Genomic DNA, 19,663 nt, shown 5'->3' with positions numbered 1-19,663 from the left:
ACAGGAATGTGCAGCCCGCAAAGCAAAGAGCAAAAGTGTGTGGTGAAGATGTCCGGTGAATCAGCTGTCGAAGGCATCTTTGAGCCAACTCAGATCAGCCTGACCAGACGGTGTGCTTTCTATGGCAACCACATCGAAACGGCAGGGGGAATCAGCCCAGCGATGCTCTTTTTGCAGGAAAAACTGCGCGGCGAGTATCAGCTTCTGACGCTTGCGCCCGTCGATACTGGCGAGCGCGCCACCCCATTGTGCGTGTTTTCTGTAGCGGACTTCGACGAATACTACTGTATCGCCGTCAAGCATGACCAGATCAAGCTCACCGCGTTTACACAACCAGTTCTGCGCCAGAAGGCGCAGACCCTGTTGTTGCAAGTGCTTCAGAGCTTGAAGTTCGGCATCCTTGCCGCTTTGTGCGCTGGACCGCTCGGGCATCAGCGCGGGGTGTCTGGCAGGCGCTGGATGTCGCCGCCCACGAACTTCGCCCATGGCATCTGGCGATCAACGCGCTGGTTGGCGTTGATGCCCAGGCTGCCCGACAGGCCGTCAACGCGGGTGTCCGGCAGTGCCTTGAGCTGGCCCAGGCGCGGCGCCAGGCGGTAGGCATCGACGCCCATCGCATACAGGCGGCCCAGGCTGCCATTGGCTTGCGGCCATTGTGCGGCGACCTGGTTGCGCAGCGGGTCGGTAGTGCTGAGCAGCCAAGGGGTTTCGCAGAACATGACGTTGGTCATGTCCAGGTACTGGTTCTTGTCGCCGCTCGCGCTGAACACGTGGGAGGTCGCGTACACCGGTACGTCACCGGCGTACTGGAAGTTCAGGGTCGGCTTGATCTGCTGGGCCAGTTGCGGGGTCACGGCCAGGAAGATGAACTCGATGTCCTGACGGCGCGACGGCTGCGCCGCTACGTCGGTACCCACGGTGCTTTGCAGGCTCTTGGCGCGACCTTCGCTCTTGCGCAGTTGGAACAGGTCGGCGATCTGCTGGGCGAGTGCTACCGGCTGGTCGACGTACTCGACGCCGACGACGGTGCCGCCATTCGCTTCCCAATCCTGGCGGAAGGCTTTGTAGACACGCTCGCCCCACTCGCCACGCGGCACCATGGCGGCAGCGCGGTGCAGGCCGTCGGCGCGGGCACGACGCGAGACTTCGCGGGCTTCGTCTTCAGCCGCCAGGCCAAACTGGAACAGCTGCGCCGGGTTCTGGTCCGTTTCGCTGTAGTTCAGGGCCAGGGTGGTGATCGGCAACTGAGGGCGAGCGGCGAGTTGTTTGACCAGCGGCTTCTCCAGCGGGCCAACAACCAGTTGCACGCCGGCAGCCTTGGCCTTGGCATAGAAGTCGTCGAGGGAGGTCAGGCGCGAGCTGTCATAGAACTCGATGACCGGAGGTTTCTGCCCGGCCTGTTCGGCCTGGTAGTGAGCGGCCATGAAACCTTCGCGTAGCGCTTTGCCCACGGAGGCCAGCGGGCCGTCCTGTGGCAGCAGCAGGGCGATCTTGTTCAAGGGCTGGCTGGCCAGCTCCTTGAGCTTGGTCAGCGGCAATGGCAGTTCTACTGCGGCCGGGTGGCCTGGGTTTCGCGCGCGCCAGGTGTCGATGGCGGCCTGTTGCTGTTCCAGGGTTCCGGCGCCCTTGACCGCCTGGGCCAGGGTGATCCAACCGTCGAGGGTCGGGTTGCCGCTGGCTTGCAACTGTTCGGCCGGCAGGGCGGCAATCAGCGCCCAGATGGCTTCATGGTTGTTTTTTGCAGCATCGCCGCTGAGCAACGGGGCCATGGCCACGCGTTCACGAGCGGCTGCCAGGGTCTGGCCGTCAGCTTCATAAGCGCGGGCATGCACGGTGCCGGTGCGCACCTGCTGCTCTGCCGGCAGGTCACGCAGGCTTTGCAGGCTTGGGTGGCTCAAGGCGGTCAACGCGGCCTTGGGCTGGTTGCGCGCCATGGCCAGTTCGGCGGCCAGGGTGCTGGCAAAGACTTGCGCAGCTGGCTTGAGAACATCCAGCGGCACCTGTGCAAGGATCTGCGACGAGCGGGCCGGGTTGTTCTGCTTGTAGGCCATGTCTGCCGCACTCAGGCGCAGCAGGGCGGCCTTTTCTGGCGTCTTGGCGGTAGTAGCCTGTTCGAGCAGTTGCTCGATACTGGCATCCGGGGTCCGTGGAAGGTCGCCAAGGCTGGACGAGGGCGAGCTGGCGCAAGCGGCCAGCAAGGCAGCGAGGCAGAGGGCGGAGAGCAGCCGCAGGCAAGCGATCATGTAAGTGTTCCTGATACCGATCAAATTAGCGTGGAATTGTACCCAAGCACTGGCCCAGGCGCGATGTTACTGGCGTGAAACCGTCGATTTAGGTCGTGCAAATGTTGCTATTGGCGATCGGCGGCTGAAAAGGCATCGGCCGTGATGGCATATTTTCAATTCATCTACGCGCTACAATGGCGCTTTTGCCAACCATCGAGGTGTGCGTTTTGACTGCTCCAGGTCCTTTGAATTCCACTGCTGGCTCGCTTTTTGTCGTGGCGACGCCCATTGGCAACCTGGACGACATCAGTGCCCGGGCGCTGAAAGTGTTGCGCGACGTAAAATTGATCGCGGCCGAAGACACCCGTCACTCTCAACGCCTGATGCAGCATTTTGGTATCAGCACGCCATTAGCTGCCTGTCACGAACACAACGAGCGTGAAGAAGGCAGCCGCTTTATCGTGCGCCTGTTGGCCGGTGACGATGTGGCGTTGATCTCCGATGCGGGCACGCCGCTGATCTCCGACCCGGGCTACCACCTGGTTCGCCAGGCGCGGGCCGCTGGTATCAATGTAGTGCCTGTTCCGGGAGCGTGCGCACTGATTGCCGCGTTATCGGCAGCGGGGTTGCCTTCGGACCGCTTTATCTTTGAAGGTTTCCTGCCAGCCAAGGCGGTGGGGCGGCGTGCTCGCCTGCAGGCGTTGAAGGAAGAACCGCGCACCCTGATCTTCTACGAAGCCCCCCATCGCATCCTTGAATGCCTGCAGGACATGGAGTTGGTGTTCGGGGGTGAGCGCCTGGCGTTGCTGGCGCGCGAATTGACGAAGACCTTCGAGACCCTTAAAGGCCTGCCGCTTGAAGAGCTGCGGGCCTTTGTCGAGGGGGACAGCAACCAGCAGCGTGGCGAGTGTGTGGTGCTGGTGGCGGGCTGGGCCGCTCCCGAGAATGAAGACGCGGTCGGCAGCGAGGCCATGCGTATCCTGGATCTATTGCTCGCGGAGATGCCGCTTAAAAGAGCAGCGGCGTTGGCAGCGGAAATTACCGGTGTGCGCAAGAACCTCTTATATCAAGCTGCGCTGGATAAACAAAAAGGCGAATAGTTCCGGGGTTAAACCTGTATTCCGTCTGAACGTGATGGCCATTCTGAACTTTTATTACTTGTCCTAAGTCCGCCGTGCCGTTAACCTGCGCGGCGGAGAGTCGATTGGACAGTCGCTGCCCTCTATGAGAATTAGGGGGGGGAGGAAAGTCCGGGCTCCATAGGGCGAAGTGCCAGGTAATGCCTGGGAGGCGTGAGCCTACGGAAAGTGCCACAGAAAATAACCGCCTAAGCACTTCGGTGCCGGTAAGGGTGAAAAGGTGCGGTAAGAGCGCACCGCACGACTGGCAACAGTTCGTGGCTAGGTAAACCCCACTTGGAGCAAGACCAAATAGGGTCCCAAGGCGTGGCCCGCGCTGGGACCGGGTAGGTTGCTAAAGATGTCCAGTGATGGCCATCGTAGACGAATGACTGTTCAAGACAGAACCCGGCTTATAGATCGACTCTCCACCTTTTTTCCTTCTGTCCGAATCTCGAGCAGAAACCCGGTAGTAACGCAAGAATCCCTCCCTGCCGAATCATTGGCAGATGCATCTTCGTAATACCAAAAAAATCTTACTCTTAATAAATTACTTTAACTTTAAGCCATAGCTCTTTGAGCTATTTGCGTTTGCTGAGCCAAAAACATCGCCGAACTCTGGTTTCTCCTCCTTTTACGCTCCTAAATCTCCGTTCTGTAAGGCTTTTCCTTGAATCCGCGCCTTGACGGTGTGGTGGGCGCATTCCTATAGTGTGCGCAAGTGGCGGAAAGTGGCACAAAGTGGGTTTTTTGAACGTAAAACGCTAAAATTTGGAGAAACGCATCTGTGTTTCGCGGAGCTAACGCTATCAGTCTCGATGCAAAAGGCCGTCTCGCCATGCCGAGCCGGTATCGTGACGAGCTCATTTCGCGAAGTTCCGGACAGTTAATCATCACCATTGATGCCGTTGACCCTTGTTTGTGTGTTTACCCCCTCGATGAGTGGGAGTTGATTGAAACCAAGTTGCGCGCGCTGCCTTCATTGCGTGAAGAAAACCGCCGCCTCCAGCGTTTGCTGATTGGTAATGCCGTCGACCTCGAGCTCGATGGCAGTGGTCGTTTCCTGGTGCCGCCGCGTTTGCGCGAGTACGCCAGGCTGGATAAACGCGCAATGCTGGTGGGCCAACTGAACAAGTTCCAATTGTGGGACGAAGATGCCTGGGATGCTGTGTCTGCAGCGGACCTGGCTGCTATTCAACAACCGGGCGCCATGCCTGATGAACTGCGTGATTTGATCCTGTGACTATTGATAGCGGCTTTAACCACATCACCGTACTGCTTGACGAAGCCGTTGAGGCTCTCGCCGTACGCGCGGATGGCTGCTATTTGGATGGCACCTTCGGCAGGGGTGGGCACAGCCGGTTGATACTCAGCCAGCTCGGGTCCGACGGCAAACTCCTCGGGTTCGACAAAGACCCTCAAGCGATTGCCACCGGGCAAGCGCTAGCGGCCGAAGACGGCCGCTTTGTCGTTGTGCAGCGCAGCTTTGCCGAGCTGGGCGCCGAAGTGGCCGAACGTGGCATGGCAGGCAAGGTGGCCGGGGTTCTGCTCGATCTTGGCGTGTCTTCGCCACAGCTCGATGACCCGGAGCGCGGCTTCAGTTTCATGAACGACGGTCCGCTCGACATGCGCATGGACCCCACCCGGGGCATCAGTGCTGCACAGTTCATCGCCACCGCGCCGGTGGAAGAAATCGCCCGCGTCTTCAAGGAATACGGTGAAGAACGCTTCGCCGGCCGCATGGCCCGTGCCGTGGTCGAACGCCGCGAGATCCAGCCGTTTGAGCGCACCGCCGACCTGGCCGAAGTGCTGAAGGTCGCCAACCCAGCGTGGGAAAAAGGCAAGAACCCGGCGACCCGTGCGTTTCAGGGCCTGCGCATTCACGTCAACAACGAATTGGGCGATCTGGAGGCTGGCCTCGAAGCTGCCCTCGAGTCGCTGGAAGTGGGCGGTCGCCTCGTGGTGATCAGCTTCCACTCCCTGGAAGACCGCATCGTCAAACTGTTCATGCGTCGTCTGGTCAAGGGCGAGTCCGACAACCTGCCGCGCAACCTGCCGGTACGTTTCGAAGCCTTTGTGCCGAAAATCAAAATCCATGGCAAAGCGCAGTTCGCTTCCGAAGCCGAACTCAAGGCCAACCCACGTTCCCGTAGCGCTGTCATGCGTGTCGCGGAGAAGTTGCGGTGAGCAAGCTTTTCGCCAAGCCCCTCCCGGGCGGCAGCTTCTTCATGTTGCTGCTGTTTGTCGGCGTGCTGGTGTCCGCGATTGCGGTGTCCTACAGCGCCCACTGGAACCGTCAACTGCTCAATACCCTGTATGGGGAATTGAGCGTGCGTGACAAGGCGCAAGCGGAATGGGGTCGGTTGATCCTCGAGCAGAGCACCTGGACGGCCCACAGCCGTATCGAAGTGCTGGCCACCGAACAGCTGAAAATGCACATCCCGGGCGCGGCCGAAGTCCGCATGGTGGCGCCATGATGAAGCTCGAAGGCGCACTCTACCCATGGCGCTTCCGCGTGGTGCTGGGCCTGCTCGCGTTGATGGTGGGCGCGATTGCCTGGCGCATCATCGACCTGCAAGTGGTCGACCGCGACTTCCTGATCGGCCAGGGCGATGCCCGTAGCTTGCGTCACATTCCTATTCCTGCGCACCGCGGCCTCATCACCGACCGTAACGGCGAGCCCCTGGCCGTCAGTACCCCGGTGACGACCCTGTGGGCCAACGCCAAGGAATTGCAGGTGGCCAAGGACAAGTGGCCAGAACTGGCTGCCGCCCTTGGCCAGGACCCTAAGGCACTCGCCGAGCGCCTGGAAGCCCAGGCCAATAAAGAATTCATCTACCTCGTTCGTGGGCTGACTCCCGAGCAAGGCCAGCAAGTGCTCGACCTTAAAGTCCCTGGTGTCTATGGCATCGAGGAATTCCGTCGTTTCTACCCGGCCGGTGAAACCACCGCCCACATGGTCGGCTTTACCGACATCGATGACCACGGTCGCGAAGGTGTGGAGTTGGCCTACGATGAATGGCTCGCCGGGGTTCCCGGCAAACGGCAAGTCATCAAGGATCGGCGCGGCAGACTGATCAAGGATGTCCAGGTCACCAAAAACGCCAAGGCCGGTAAGCCCTTGGCGTTGTCGATTGACCTGCGCCTGCAATACCTGGCCAACCGCGAACTGCGTAACGCGATCATCGAGAACGGCGCCAAGGCCGGCAGCCTGGTGATCATGGACGTGAAGACCGGCGAGATTCTGGCGATGGTCAACCAGCCGACCTACAACCCGAACAACCGTCGCAACCTGCAGCCGGCGATGATGCGTAACCGCGCCATGATCGACGTGTTCGAGCCGGGTTCGACCATGAAAGCCATCTCCATGAGCGCCGCCCTCGAAACCGGCCGCTGGAAACCCAGTGACAAAGTCGAGGTGTACCCAGGCACCCTGCAGTTGGGCAAATACACCATTCGTGACGTATCGCGTACCGAAGGCCCAGTGTTGGATCTGACAGGTATCCTGATCAACTCCAGTAACGTGGGCATGAGTAAGGTCGCCTTCGATATCGGCGGCGAGACCATCTACCACCTGGCGCAAAAAATCGGCCTGGGCCAACCCACTGGCTTGGACTTCCCAGGTGAGCGCGTCGGCAACCTGCCGAACTACCGCGACTGGAAAAAAGCCGAGACCGCCACGCTGTCCTACGGCTACGGCCTGTCGGTGACCGCGATTCAACTGGCTCACGCCTTCTCGGTGCTGGCGAACAATGGCCGCATGGTGCCCCTGAGCCTGATCCATGTTGACGAAGCACCGAAATCGACCCAGGTGATTCCGGAAAACGTCGCCAAGACCATGCAAGGCATGCTGCAACAAGTGATCGAAGCGCCACGCGGTGTGTTCCGTGCCCAGGTGCCGGCGTATCACGTTGCGGGTAAGTCGGGTACTGCGCGTAAGACGTCGGTGGGCACCAAGGGTTACGCCGAGAACTCCTACCGTTCGCTGTTCGCCGGCTTCGGCCCGATGAGCGACCCACGCTACGCCATCGTCGTCGTGATCGATGAACCCAGTAAAGCGGGCTACTTCGGTGGCCTGGTATCGGCGCCGGTGTTCAGCAAAGTGATGTCCGGCACCCTGCGCCTGATGAACATCACGCCGGACAACCTGCCGCCGACCCAACAAGCGAACGCCGGACCACCGGCCGCTGCTGCAAAAGCCAATGGAGGGCGCGGCTGATGTCTCTTAGCCTAAACAAGATTTTTGCCCATGCCGGTCGTGATCTGCTCATTCGCGAGTTGAGCCTGGACAGCCGTAATGTACGCGCCGGTGACCTGTTCCTGGCGGTGCCCGGCGGTAAAGTTGATGGCCGCGCGCACATCGCCGACGCCTTGCAGCGCGGTGCGGCCGCCGTGGCCTATGAAGTAGAGGGCGCCACCGTTCTGCCGATCACCGACGTGCCGTTGATTCCGGTCAAGGGCCTGGCTGCACAACTGTCGGATATCGCCGGGCGTTTTTATGGCGACCCGAGCCGCCAGCTGAACCTGGTCGGCGTCACCGGCACCAACGGCAAGACCAGCGTGACCCAATTGATCGCCCAGGCCCTTGATCTGCTTGGTCAGCACTGTGGCATCGTCGGCACCTTGGGCACTGGCTTCTATGGCGCGCTGCAAAGCGGCCTGCACACCACGCCAAACCCGATTGCCGTGCAAGCGACCCTGGCCGACCTGAAAAAGGCCGGTGCCAAGGCGGTTGCCATGGAAGTGTCGTCCCACGGCTTGCATCAGGGGCGCGTTGCGGCGCTGGCCTTTGATGTGGCAGTGATGACCAACCTGTCCCGCGATCACCTGGATTACCACGGCACCATGGAGGCCTACGCTGCCGAGAAGGCCAAGCTGTTTGCCTGGAATGACCTCAAGTGCCGCGTGGTGAACCTGGATGACGAATTTGGCCGCCAACTGGCTGCCGAAGACCGCGAGTCGCGCCTGATCAGCTACAGCCTGGAAGATTCCAGTGCGTACCTGTATTGCCGTGATGCCCACTTCAATGACGAGGGTGTGCTCGCTACCCTGGTAACGCCGCAGGGCGAACATCATTTGCGCAGCACCTTGCTCGGTCGCTTCAACCTGAGCAACACCCTGGCGGCCATCGGCGCCTTGCTCGGCCTGGATTACGCCCTGGACGAAATCCTGCGCGTCCTGCCGAAGCTGGAAGGCCCGGTAGGTCGCATGCAGCGCCTGGGTGGCGGCAAGCAGCCGCTGGTGGTGGTCGATTACGCCCACACCCCGGATGCCCTGGAAAAAGTCTTGGTCGCCCTGCGCCCACACGCCAAGGGCAAGCTCCTGTGCCTGTTCGGCTGCGGCGGTGATCGCGATCGCGGCAAGCGTCCGCTGATGGCCGAGATCGTCGAGCGTCTGGCCGACGGTGTACTCGTCACCGACGACAACCCGCGCAGCGAAGACCCGAGCCAGATTTTCGATGACATCCGTGTCGGCTTCAAAGACGCCTCCCATGCGACCTTCGTTGCCGGTCGTGGTGCAGCCATCGCCCAATTGATCGCCAGCGCCAGTGCTGACGACGTGGTGGTGCTGGCCGGTAAAGGCCACGAGGACTATCAGGAAATCAACGGCGAGCGTCATGCCTTCTCCGATCTGGTCGAGGCCGATCACGCCCTGACCGCCTGGGAGGTTGCCCATGCTTAAAGCGATGACATTCAGCGAGCTGACCGGGGCCCTGTCCGCCCGTGTGCTGTCGAGCGATTGCAGCTTCGACGGCGTCAGTATCGACAGTCGCAACATCAAGCCGGGCCAGCTGTTTGTGGCGCTGGCCGGCCCGCGTTTCGATGGTCACGACTACCTGAATGATGTCGCCGCCAAAGGCGCCGTGGGTGCCTTGGTGCAGCGTGAAGTGGCCGATTCCACCTTGCCGCAGTTGCTGGTGGCCGATACCCGTTTGGCCCTGGGACAGCTGGGCGCGCTCAACCGCGCCGCCTTCGACAAGCCTGTGGCCGCCGTCACCGGTTCCAGCGGCAAGACCACCGTCAAGGAACTGCTCGCCGGTGTCCTGCGCACGCGCGGGCCGGTGCTCGCCACCCGTGGCAACCTGAACAATGATTTCGGCGCACCGCTGACCCTGCTCGAACTGGCCCCGGAACACACGGCGGCCGTCATCGAGCTGGGCGCTTCGCGTATCGGTGAAATCGCCTACACCGTGGCGTTGACCAAGCCTCACGTGGCAATCATCAACAATGCCGGCACCGCCCATGTAGGCGAGTTCGGAGGCCCGGAAAAGATCGTCGAGGCCAAGGGTGAAATCCTCGAAGGCCTCGATGCGTCGGGCACCGCTGTACTTAACCTGGACGACAAGGTCTTCGAAACCTGGCGTGTACGCGCTGCCGGGCGCAAGGTTCTGACCTTTGCCGTGCTCAACGCTGCCGCCGATTTCCATGCCTCCAATATCACCGTGGATGCCCGTGGATGCCCGTCTTTCACCTTGCACACCCCGCAAGGCAGTGAGCACGTGCAGTTGAACTTGCTGGGCAACCATAACGTCGCCAACGCCTTGGCGGCTGCGGCTGCGGCTTACGCCTTGGGCGTGTCGCTGTTCGGCATCGCCACAGGCTTGGGCGCGGTGCAGCCGGTCAAGGGGCGCACCGTCGCGCAACTGGCCAGCAATGGCATGCGCGTCATTGATGACACCTACAACGCCAACCCGTCCTCGATCAATGCCGCCGTTGACCTGCTCAAGACCTTCGCCGGGCGCAAAGTGCTGGTGCTGGGTGACATCGGTGAGCTGGGTGATTGGGCCGAGCAAGGCCACCGTGAAGTCGGTGCCTATGCCGCTGGCAAAGTCGACGCGCTGTACGCCGTCGGCACGAACATGGCCCATGCCGTCGACGCCTTCGGCCTCGGCGCGCGGCATTTTGCCAGCCAGGCAGAGCTGATCCAGGCGCTGGTCGCGGCTGAACAAGACAAACAGACAACCATTTTGATCAAGGGATCGCGCAGCGCGGTGATGGAAAACGTCGTCGCGGCCTTGTGTGGTTCAAGTACGGAGAAACATTAATGCTGCTGCTGCTGGCTGAGTATCTGCAACAGTTCTACAAAGGCTTCGCGGTCTTCCAGTACCTGACCCTGCGCGGGATCCTGGGTGTGCTGACCGCGCTGTCTCTGTCGCTGTTCCTGGGGCCGTGGATGATCCGCACCCTGCAGAACCTGCAAATTGGTCAATCGGTTCGCAATGACGGCCCGCAGTCTCACCTGTCAAAATCCGGCACTCCGACCATGGGCGGTGCGTTGATCCTGTCGTCCATCGGCATCAGCACCCTGCTGTGGGCCGACCTGCACAACCGCTACGTGTGGGTGGTGCTGCTGGTGACCCTGTTGTTCGGCGCTATCGGCTGGGTCGATGACTACCGCAAAGTGATCGAGAAAAACTCCAAGGGACTGCCGAGCCGCTGGAAATATTTCTGGCAGTCGGTGTTCGGCCTGGCCGCAGCGATCTTCCTCTACACCACGGCGCCAAGCGCGGTGGAAACCACCTTGATCATCCCGATGCTCAAGGACGCCAGCATTCCACTGGGCATCGGCTTCGTGGTGCTGACCTATTTCGTGATCGTGGGCTCCAGCAACGCGGTCAACCTGACTGACGGCCTCGACGGCCTGGCGATCATGCCGACGGTGATGGTGGGCGGCGCGCTCGGCATCTTCTGCTACCTGTCGGGTAACGTGAAATTCGCTGAATACCTGCTGATCCCTTACGTACCGGGCGCAGGTGAGTTGATCGTGTTCTGCGGCGCGCTGATCGGTGCCGGCCTGGGCTTCCTGTGGTTCAACACCTACCCGGCGCAAGTCTTCATGGGGGACGTCGGCGCACTGGCGCTGGGCGCGGCCCTGGGCACCATCGCGGTGATCGTTCGCCAGGAAATCGTGCTGTTCATCATGGGCGGTGTGTTCGTGATGGAAACCCTGTCGGTGGTCATCCAGGTGGCCTCCTTCAAATTGACCGGGCGCCGCGTATTCCGCATGGCGCCGATTCACCACCACTTTGAACTCAAGGGCTGGCCCGAGCCACGCGTGATCGTCCGCTTCTGGATCATCACCGTGATTCTGGTGCTGATCGGCCTTGCCACCCTGAAACTGAGGTAGAAACGAGTGTCCCTGATCGCTTCAGACCACTTCCGCATCGTTGTCGGCCTCGGCAAGAGCGGCATGTCCCTGGTTCGCTTCCTGGCGAACCGGGGCACGTCGTTTGCCGTGGCCGACACGCGGGAAAATCCACCGGAGCTGGTCACGCTGCGCCGTGACTATCCGCACGTGGAAGTGCGTTGTGGCGAGCTGGATGTCGAGTTTCTGTGCCGCGCCGATGAGCTCTACGTGAGCCCCGGCCTGGCCCTGGCGACACCGGCCCTGCAAGCCGCTGCGGCCCGTGGCGTGAAGCTGTCCGGCGACATCGACCTGTTCGCGCGTAACGCGAAGGCGCCGATCGTGGCCATCAGCGGCTCCAACGCGAAAAGCACCGTGACCACCCTGGTCGGCGAGATGGCGGCTGCGGCCGGCAAGCGCGTGGCCGTGGGCGGCAACCTTGGCACCCCGGCGCTGGACCTGCTCAGCGACGATGTCGAGCTGTACGTGATGGAGCTGTCGAGCTTCCAGCTGGAAACCACTCACGACCTCGGCGCCGAAGTGGCGACCGTGCTGAACGTGAGTGAAGACCACATGGACCGCTACAGCGGCCTGCCGGCGTATCACCTGGCCAAGCACCGGATCTTCCGGGGTGCCAGGCAAGTGGTGGTCAATCGCCAGGATGCCCTGAGCCGTCCGCTGATGGGCGAAGGCCTGCCGTGCTGGACCTTTGGCCTGGGCAAACCCGATTTCAAAGCCTTTGGCATTCGTGAAGAGAACGGCGAGAAATACCTGGCCTTCGAATTCCAGAACCTGATGCCCGTGCGCGAGCTGAAGATCCGTGGCGCGCATAACCAGTCCAATGCCCTGGCGGCGTTGGCGCTGGGGCATGCCGTGGGCCTGCCGTTCGATGCCATGTTGTCGAGCCTGCGCACCTTCGCCGGGCTTGAGCACCGTTGCCAGTGGGTGCGCGACTTGAACGGCGTGAGCTACTACAACGACTCCAAGGCCACCAACGTCGGTGCTGCATTGGCCGCTATCGAAGGCCTGGGTGCCGATATCGAAGGCAAGCTGGTGCTGATCCTCGGTGGTGACGGCAAAGGCGCCGACTTCAAAGACCTTAAAGGCCCTGTGGCTGCTCAGTGCCGCGCCGTGGTGCTGATAGGCCGTGACTCCGACCTGATCGCCGCCGCCCTCGGTGACGGCGTGCCGCAGGTACGTGCCACCTCCCTGGACGATGCCATCGCCCAGTGCCACGCCCTGGCCCAGCCCGGCGATGCCGTGTTGCTGTCGCCGGCGTGCGCCAGTTTCGACATGTTCAAGAACTACGAAGAGCGCGGCCAGCTGTTCGCCCGCGGCGTGGAGGCCTTGGCATGAGCATAAACTTCCGTAACATCATCAAGCCCTACCCGTCGCCGATCATTACCGGCCGTGGCATCGACCTGGATTTCCCGATGCTCGCCGGTTGCCTCGCGCTGCTGGGCCTGGGCCTGGTGATGATCACCTCGGCGTCGTCCGAAGTGGCCGCGGTGCAGTCGGGCAACACCCTGTACATGATGATCCGTCACCTGGTGTACCTGGTGATCGGCCTCGGCACGTGCATCGTCACCATGATGATCCCAATCGCCACCTGGCAACGCCTGGGTTGGCTGATGCTGATCGGTGCGTTTGGCTTGCTGATCATGGTGATCCTGCCCGGCATCGGGCGCGAGGTGAACGGTTCGATGCGCTGGATCGGCTTCGGCGCGTTCAACGTACAGCCATCGGAAATCGCCAAGGTGTTCGTGGTGATCTACCTGGCCGGTTACCTGGTGCGTCGCCAGAAAGAAGTGCGCGAAAGCTGGATGGGCTTCTTCAAGCCGTTCATCGTGCTGCTGCCCATGGCCGGCCTGTTGCTGATGGAGCCCGACTTCGGTGCCACCGTCGTGATGATGGGCGCTGCGGCGGCGATGCTGTTCCTCGGCGGCGTGGGCCTGTTCCGCTTCACCTTGATGGTGGTGCTGGCGGTGGCGGCCGTGACCATTCTGGTCCAGGCGCAACCCTACCGGATGGCTCGTCTGATCACCTTTACCGACCCATGGTCCGACCAGTTCGGTTCTGGCTACCAGTTGACCCAGGCGTTGATCGCCTTCGGTCGCGGCGAGTGGCTGGGCGTGGGCTTGGGCAACAGCGTACAGAAGCAGTTCTACCTGCCGGAAGCGCACACCGACTTCGTGTTCTCGGTGCTCGCCGAAGAGCTCGGCGTGGTCGGTTCGCTGTGCACCGTCGCACTGTTCGTATTCGTGTGTGTGCGTGGCATGTACATCGGCTTGTGGGCCGAGAAGGCCAAACAGTATTTCGCCGCGTATGTGGCCTACGGCTTGTCGTTCCTGTGGATCGGCCAGTTCCTGATCAACATCGGTGTGAACGTCGGCCTGCTGCCGACCAAAGGCCTGACCTTGCCGTTCCTCAGTTACGGCGGCAGTTCGTTGGTGATCTGCTGCGCGTGCCTGGGCTTGTTGCTGCGCATCGAGTGGGAGAGTCGAACCCACCTGGGCAGCGAAGAGATGGAGTTCAGCGAAAGCGACTTCGCCGAGGAGCCGACCCATGGGCGCTAATGTGCTGATCATGGCCGGCGGCACCGGGGGGCATGTGTTCCCGGCCCTGGCGTGTGCGCGGGAATTCCAGAGCCGTGGCTACACGGTGCACTGGCTGGGCACGCCCCGAGGCATTGAAAACGAGCTGGTGCCCAATGCCGGTTTGCCGCTGCACCTGATCAATGTTTCCGGCCTGCGCGGCAAGAGCAAGTTGTCCCTGCTTAAAGCACCGTTCGTGTTGCTCAAGGCGGTGTGGCAGGCGCGCAAGGTCATCCGTGAATTGAAGCCTGTGTGTGTGCTTGGTTTTGGTGGGTATGTGACCGGGCCGGGTGGTGTTGCCGCCAAGCTCGCCGGCGTGCCGGTGATCGTGCACGAGCAGAACGCCGTGGCCGGTACCGCCAACCGCCTGTTGGTGCCCTTGGCCGCCCGGGTGTGCGAGGCCTTCCCGAAGACCTTTGGTGCCTCCGACAAACTGCGCACGACTGGCAACCCGGTGCGCCCTGAACTGTTTATGGACATCGCCCGTGACGCGCTGGCAGGGCGCAAGGCGCACCTGCTGATCATGGGCGGTAGCCTGGGCTCCGAGCCCTTGAACAAATTGCTGCCCGAAGCGCTGGCGCAACTCCCTGTGGAATTGCGTCCGGAAGTCTTTCATCAGGCTGGCAAGCACCACGGTGAAGTCACCGCCACGCGTTATCGCGAGGCCGGTGTGGAGGCGAACGTACAGCCCTTCATCAAAGACATGGCCCACGCCTATGGCTGGGCCGACCTGGTGGTCTGCCGCTCCGGTGCGCTGACCGTCAGTGAACTGGCTGCCGCCGGTCTGCCGTCCTTGCTGGTGCCTCTGCCCCATGCCATCGACGATCACCAGACCCGCAACGCCGAATATTTGGCCGGGGAGGGCGCTGCCTTCCTGCTGCCGCAAAGAACGAATGGCGCCGCCGATTTGGCCGCACGCCTGACCGAGGTTTTGATGCAACCGGAACGACTCAACAGCATGGCGAGCACCGCAAGCCGCCTGGCCAAACCTGACGCAACCCGCACCGTGGTCGATATCTGCCTGGAGGTGGCCCATGGTTGAGAATCAGAAAGCCATGCCGCAACCCGAGATGCGCCGCATCCGTCGTATCCACTTCGTCGGCATCGGCGGCGTGGGCATGTGCGGTATCGCCGAAGTTTTGTTGAACCTGGGCTACCAGGTGTCCGGCTCCGACTTGAAAGAGTCGCCGGTGACCGACCGCCTGAAAACCTTTGGCGCGCAGATCTTCATCGGCCACCGCGCCGAGAACGCTGCCGAGGCCGACGTGCTGGTGGTGTCCAGCGCCGTGAACACCTCCAACCCGGAAGTGGCCACTGCCCTGGAGCGTCGCATTCCCGTCGTGCCACGCGCCGAGATGCTGGCCGAGCTGATGCGCTATCGCCACGGTATTGCCGTGGCCGGTACCCATGGCAAAACCACCACCACCAGCCTGATCGCCTCGGTGTTCGCGGCCGGTGGCCTGGACCCGACGTTCGTGATCGGTGGCCGCCTGAATGCAGCCGGCACCAATGCACAACTGGGCACCAGCCGTTACCTGATCGCCGAAGCCGATGAAAGTGACGCCAGCTTCCTGCACCTGCAGCCGCTGGTCGCCGTGGTCACCAACATCGACGAAGACCACATGGCCACCTACGACGGTGATTTCAACAAGTTGAAGAAAACCTTCGTCGAGTTCCTCCACAACCTGCCGTTCTACGGCCTGGCCGTGGTGTGCCTGGACGACCCGGTGGTGCGCGAGATCCTGCCGCTGGTCAAGCGTCCGACCGTGACCTATGGCTTCAGCGAAGACGCCGACGTGCGCGCCATCAACGTGCGCCAGGAAGGCATGCAGACCTTCTTCACCGTGCTGCGCCCGGACCGTGAACCACTGGATGTCTCGGTGAACATGCCGGGCAACCACAACGTGCTCAATTCCCTGGCGACCATCTGCATCGCCACCGACGAAGGCGTCAGCGATGAAGCCATCGTCGAAGGCCTGTCGCGCTTTGCTGGCGTGGGGCGTCGCTTCCAGGTCTACGGCCAGCTGCCGGTAGAAGGCGGCGACGTGATGTTGGTGGACGACTACGGTCACCACCCGACCGAAGTGGCGGCCGTGATCAAGGCCGTGCGCGGAGGCTGGCCTGAGCGCCGCCTGGTGATGGTCTACCAGCCGCACCGCTACAGCCGCACCCGCGATCTGTACGACGACTTCGTCAATGTATTGGCCGATGCCAACGTGTTGCTGTTGATGGAGGTCTACCCGGCCGGTGAAGAACCGATCCCGGGCGCCGACAGCCGCAAGCTGTGCAACAGCATCCGCCAGCGTGGCCAGTTGGACCCGATCTACATCGAGCGGGGTGTGGACCTGGCGCCGCTGGTCAAACCGCTGCTGCGTGCCGGCGACATCCTGCTGTGCCAGGGTGCCGGTGACATTGGGGGCCTTGCGCCTAAATTGCTGGCGAGCCCGCTGTTCGCTGCTGCCGAAAAGGGAGCGTCGAAATGATCACTGACTACGCCTCCCTGTTTTCGACTATTTCGCCTGCCGACTTCGGCCGCGTGGCCGTCCTGTTCGGCGGCAAGAGCGCTGAGCGCGAAGTGTCGCTCAAGTCCGGCAATGCTGTGCTCGAAGCCCTGCAAAGCGCCGGCGTGAACGCCTTCGGCATCGATGTGGGCGATGATTTCCTCGCTCGTTTGCAGGCTGAGAAGATCGATCGCGCCTTCATCATTCTCCACGGCCGTGGCGGTGAAGACGGCAGCATGCAAGGCCTGCTGGAATGCGCTGGCATCCCGTACACCGGCAGCGGCATCCTTGCGTCGGCACTGGCGATGGACAAGTTGCGCACCAAGCAGGTGTGGCACAGCCTGGGCATTCCAACCCCGCGTCACAGTGTTCTGTGCAGCGAAGACGATTGTATTTCTGCAGCCAAGGAACTGGGCCTGCCTTTGATCGTCAAACCTGCCCATGAAGGCTCCAGTATCGGCATGGCCAAAGTGAACTCGGCCGCCGAATTGATCGACGCATGGAAAGCGGCAAGTACCTACGATTCGCAAGTGTTGGTGGAACAGTGGATTTCCGGTCCCGAGTACACCATCGCCACCCTGCGTGGCCAGGTATTGCCGCCTATCGCATTGGGCACGCCCCACACCTTTTACGACTACGACGCCAAGTACCTGGCTTCCGATACCCAGTACCGGATCCCGTGCGGCCTTGACGCAACCAAAGAACAGGAGTTGATGGACCTCACGGCGAAAGCCTGTGAGGCGCTGGGTATCGCCGGTTGGGCGCGGGCAGACGTGATGCAGGATGACCAAGGGAATTTCTGGTTCCTGGAAGTCAACACCGCGCCAGGGATGACCGACCACAGCCTGGTTCCTATGGCAGCTCGTGCCGCCGGTTTGGACTTCCAGCAGTTGGTGCTGGCGATCCTTGCAGCCAGCATTGAGCCTCGAGGCTAAGCACATGAACGGCGCATCGCTTCGTCATCAGCCCCCACAAGCTCCCGGCCGCAAGCCGGTGCCCCGGGGTGCCAGCCGGATGGTGGCTAAAGAGCCGATGTCGGCGCGCCTGCCGAAAGCCAATTTTGGTTTCCTCAAGGCGTTGTTCTGGCCGGTGCTGCTGGTGGTGTTGGGCTTCGGAACCTACGAGGGCGCGCAGCGTCTGTTGCCGTATGCCGACCGGCCGATCACCAAGATCAGCGTGCAGGGCGACTTGAGCTACATCAGCCAGCAAGCCGTGCAACAGCGCATCGGCCCGTACCTGGCGGCGAGCTTCTTCACCATCGACCTGGCCGGCATGCGCTCGGAGTTGGAACAGATGCCGTGGATCGCCCACGCCGAAGTCCGTCGCGTATGGCCGGACCAGGTGACGATCCGCCTGGAAGAACAACTGCCCGTGGCCCGCTGGGGTGACGAAGCGCTGTTAAACAACCAGGGCCAGGCGTTTACGCCGCGTGAGCTGGCCAACTACGAGCACCTGCCGCAGCTGTTCGGGCCGCAGCGGGCGCAGCAGCAAGTGATGCAGCAGTACCAGGCCCTGAGCCAGATGCTGCGGCCGCTGGGCTTCTCCATTGCACGCCTGGAACTGCGTGAACGGGGTAGCTGGTTTTTGACGACCGGGGCAGGCAGTTCCGGCCCGGGCATCCAGTTGTTGCTGGGACGCGACCGCTTGGTGGAAAAGATGCGCCGCTTCATTGCCATCTATGACAAGACCTTGAAAGAACAGATTACGAACATTGCGAGCGTCGACCTGCGTTACGCCAACGGCCTTGCCGTCGGCTGGCGTGAACCGGCTGCGCCCACGGCAGCCCAACCCGCTGTCGCGAAGAATTAAGAAGAGGCAGGACCCATGGCAAACGTGCAAAGCGGCAAAATGATCGTCGGTCTCGATATCGGCACCTCCAAGGTGGTGGCGCTGGTCGGCGAGGTCGGGGAAGACGGCACGATCGAAATCGTCGGTATTGGCACGCATCCGTCCCGGGGCCTGAAGAAGGGCGTGGTGGTGAACATCGAGTCCACCGTGCAATCGATCCAGCGCGCCATCGAAGAAGCGCAGCTGATGGCCGGTTGCCGGATCCACTCGGCGTTCGTCGGCGTGGCGGGCAACCATATCCGCAGCCTGAACTCCCACGGCATCGTGGCGATCCGCGACCGCGAAGTCAGCTCGGCCGACCTTGAGCGCGTCCTCGACGCCGCCCAGGCCGTGGCGATCCCGGCAGACCAGCGCGTGCTGCACACCCTGCCGCAGGACTACGTGATCGACAACCAGGAAGGCGTTCGCGAGCCCCTGGGCATGTCGGGCGTACGTCTGGAGGCCAAGGTCCACGTGGTGACCTGCGCCGTTAACGCCGCACAGAACATTGAAAAATGCGTGCGTCGCTGCGGCCTGGAAATCGACGACATCATTCTCGAGCAACTGGCCTCGGCCTACTCGGTACTGACCGACGACGAAAAAGAACTGGGCGTGTGCCTGGTCGACATCGGCGGCGGCACCACCGACATCGCGATCTTCACCGAGGGTGCGATCCGTCACACCGCCGTGATCCCGATTGCCGGCGACCAGGTGACCAACGACATCGCCATGGCGTTGCGCACACCGACCCAGTACGCCGAAGAAATCAAGATCCGCTACGCCTGCGCCCTGGCCAAGCTGGCCGGTGCCGGCGAGACCATCAAGGTGCCAAGCGTGGGCGACCGTCCACCGCGCGAGCTGTCGCGCCAGGCCCTGGCCGAGGTGGTCGAGCCACGCTACGACGAACTGTTCACCCTGATTCAGGCGGAACTGCGCCGCAGCGGCTACGAAGATTTGATCCCGGCCGGCATCGTGCTGACCGGTGGCACCTCGAAGATGGAAGGCGCGGTCGAACTGGCCGAGGAAATCTTCCACATGCCGGTTCGCCTGGGCGTGCCCCATGGCGTCAAAGGCCTGGGCGACGTGGTGCGCAACCCGATTTATTCCACTGGCGTGGGCTTGCTGTTGTACGGGCTGCAAAAGCAGACCGACGGCATTTCCCTGTCGGGCCCGAGCATCCGTGACAGCTACCGCAGCGACGACGAAGCGAAAGCGCCGTTGTTCGAGCGTTTGCAGGCCTGGGTCAAGGGCAACTTCTAAGCGATTTACCGCAA

General features: G+C 62.0%; 17 protein-coding genes and 1 other RNA gene. 16 read left to right on the top strand and 2 right to left on the bottom strand.

Translation table 11 applies throughout. The features are described 5' to 3' along the window. Nucleotides 1-60 precede the first annotated feature (60 nt). On the bottom strand, nt 61-432 hold the full coding sequence (locus AC07OV_RS11815; protein ID WP_176995041.1) for a YraN family protein: 372 nt from the start codon (nt 430-432) through the stop codon (nt 61-63). Further along, nucleotides 432-2,243: a penicillin-binding protein activator gene (locus AC07OV_RS11810; RefSeq protein WP_495092290.1), complete on the bottom strand. Its 1,812-nt coding sequence runs from the start codon at nt 2,241-2,243 to the stop codon at nt 432-434. Before AC07OV_RS11810 ends, AC07OV_RS11815 begins: the two co-directional genes overlap by 1 nt. Before the next feature lie 176 nt (nt 2,244-2,419). On the opposite strand from AC07OV_RS11810, the gene rsmI reads away from it, so the two are divergent. From rsmI to ftsA, 16 genes are all read left to right on the top strand, one after another. Then, nucleotides 2,420-3,325, top strand: coding sequence for a 16S rRNA (cytidine(1402)-2'-O)-methyltransferase (gene rsmI / locus AC07OV_RS11805; RefSeq protein WP_178922761.1), 906 nt, complete (start codon nt 2,420-2,422; stop codon nt 3,323-3,325). A 96-nt stretch (nt 3,326-3,421) separates the two neighbouring features. Then, an RNA gene (gene rnpB / locus AC07OV_RS11800) (RNase P RNA component class A) lies at nt 3,422-3,775 on the top strand. Nucleotides 3,776-4,130: 355 nt separating this feature from the next. Continuing rightward, nucleotides 4,131-4,586, top strand: a complete 456-nt coding sequence (mraZ, locus tag AC07OV_RS11795; RefSeq protein WP_004371993.1) for a division/cell wall cluster transcriptional repressor MraZ — start codon at nt 4,131-4,133, stop codon at nt 4,584-4,586. Next, nucleotides 4,583-5,530, top strand: a complete 948-nt coding sequence (gene rsmH, locus AC07OV_RS11790; RefSeq protein ID WP_371319325.1) for a 16S rRNA (cytosine(1402)-N(4))-methyltransferase RsmH — start codon at nt 4,583-4,585, stop codon at nt 5,528-5,530. The genes mraZ and rsmH overlap by 4 nt, the downstream gene beginning before the upstream one ends. Then, a complete protein-coding gene (gene ftsL, locus AC07OV_RS11785) occupies nt 5,527-5,820 on the top strand; it encodes a cell division protein FtsL (RefSeq protein WP_003188663.1) in 294 nt (97 codons plus the stop codon). The genes rsmH and ftsL overlap by 4 nt, the downstream gene beginning before the upstream one ends. Continuing rightward, the gene (locus AC07OV_RS11780) at nt 5,820-7,562 is read left to right on the top strand and encodes a peptidoglycan D,D-transpeptidase FtsI family protein (protein WP_176995252.1); all 1,743 of its coding nucleotides are present in this window, start codon (nt 5,820-5,822) and stop codon (nt 7,560-7,562) included. Before ftsL ends, AC07OV_RS11780 begins: the two co-directional genes overlap by 1 nt. Beyond that, nucleotides 7,562-9,025, top strand: coding sequence for a UDP-N-acetylmuramoyl-L-alanyl-D-glutamate--2,6-diaminopimelate ligase (locus AC07OV_RS11775; RefSeq protein WP_176995038.1), 1,464 nt, complete (start codon nt 7,562-7,564; stop codon nt 9,023-9,025). Before AC07OV_RS11780 ends, AC07OV_RS11775 begins: the two co-directional genes overlap by 1 nt. Then, nucleotides 9,018-10,388, top strand: coding sequence for a UDP-N-acetylmuramoyl-tripeptide--D-alanyl-D-alanine ligase (locus tag AC07OV_RS11770; RefSeq protein ID WP_495092289.1), 1,371 nt, complete (start codon nt 9,018-9,020; stop codon nt 10,386-10,388). The genes AC07OV_RS11775 and AC07OV_RS11770 overlap by 8 nt, the downstream gene beginning before the upstream one ends. Further along, nucleotides 10,388-11,470, top strand: coding sequence for a phospho-N-acetylmuramoyl-pentapeptide-transferase (gene mraY / locus AC07OV_RS11765; RefSeq protein WP_123714635.1), 1,083 nt, complete (start codon nt 10,388-10,390; stop codon nt 11,468-11,470). Before AC07OV_RS11770 ends, mraY begins: the two co-directional genes overlap by 1 nt. A gap of 6 nt (nt 11,471-11,476) precedes the next feature. Next, the gene (gene murD, locus AC07OV_RS11760; protein ID WP_495092288.1) at nt 11,477-12,823 is read left to right on the top strand and encodes a UDP-N-acetylmuramoyl-L-alanine--D-glutamate ligase; all 1,347 of its coding nucleotides are present in this window, start codon (nt 11,477-11,479) and stop codon (nt 12,821-12,823) included. Beyond that, nucleotides 12,820-14,043, top strand: coding sequence for a putative lipid II flippase FtsW (ftsW, locus tag AC07OV_RS11755; protein WP_176995035.1), 1,224 nt, complete (start codon nt 12,820-12,822; stop codon nt 14,041-14,043). The genes murD and ftsW overlap by 4 nt, the downstream gene beginning before the upstream one ends. Then, nucleotides 14,033-15,103, top strand: a complete 1,071-nt coding sequence (gene murG / locus AC07OV_RS11750) for an undecaprenyldiphospho-muramoylpentapeptide beta-N-acetylglucosaminyltransferase (RefSeq protein WP_495092287.1) — start codon at nt 14,033-14,035, stop codon at nt 15,101-15,103. Before ftsW ends, murG begins: the two co-directional genes overlap by 11 nt. Continuing rightward, complete coding sequence (gene murC, locus AC07OV_RS11745) at nt 15,096-16,544, top strand: UDP-N-acetylmuramate--L-alanine ligase (RefSeq protein WP_494997208.1); 1,449 nt, start codon at nt 15,096-15,098, stop codon at nt 16,542-16,544. Before murG ends, murC begins: the two co-directional genes overlap by 8 nt. After that, entirely contained in the window at nt 16,541-17,497 is a 957-nt protein-coding gene (locus AC07OV_RS11740) for a D-alanine--D-alanine ligase (RefSeq protein ID WP_494997209.1), read from the top strand. The genes murC and AC07OV_RS11740 overlap by 4 nt, the downstream gene beginning before the upstream one ends. Nucleotides 17,498-17,501: 4 nt before the next feature. After that, nucleotides 17,502-18,371: a cell division protein FtsQ/DivIB gene (locus AC07OV_RS11735; RefSeq protein WP_494997210.1), complete on the top strand. Its 870-nt coding sequence runs from the start codon at nt 17,502-17,504 to the stop codon at nt 18,369-18,371. 15 nt (nt 18,372-18,386) lie between these two features. Next, complete coding sequence (gene ftsA / locus AC07OV_RS11730; protein WP_137199717.1) at nt 18,387-19,649, top strand: cell division protein FtsA; 1,263 nt, start codon at nt 18,387-18,389, stop codon at nt 19,647-19,649. Nucleotides 19,650-19,663 lie beyond the last annotated feature (14 nt).

The sequence above is a fragment of the Pseudomonas sp. GW821-FHT09A09 genome, assembly GCF_059418405.1.
This window is presented reverse-complemented; position numbering and strand designations above follow the sequence as displayed.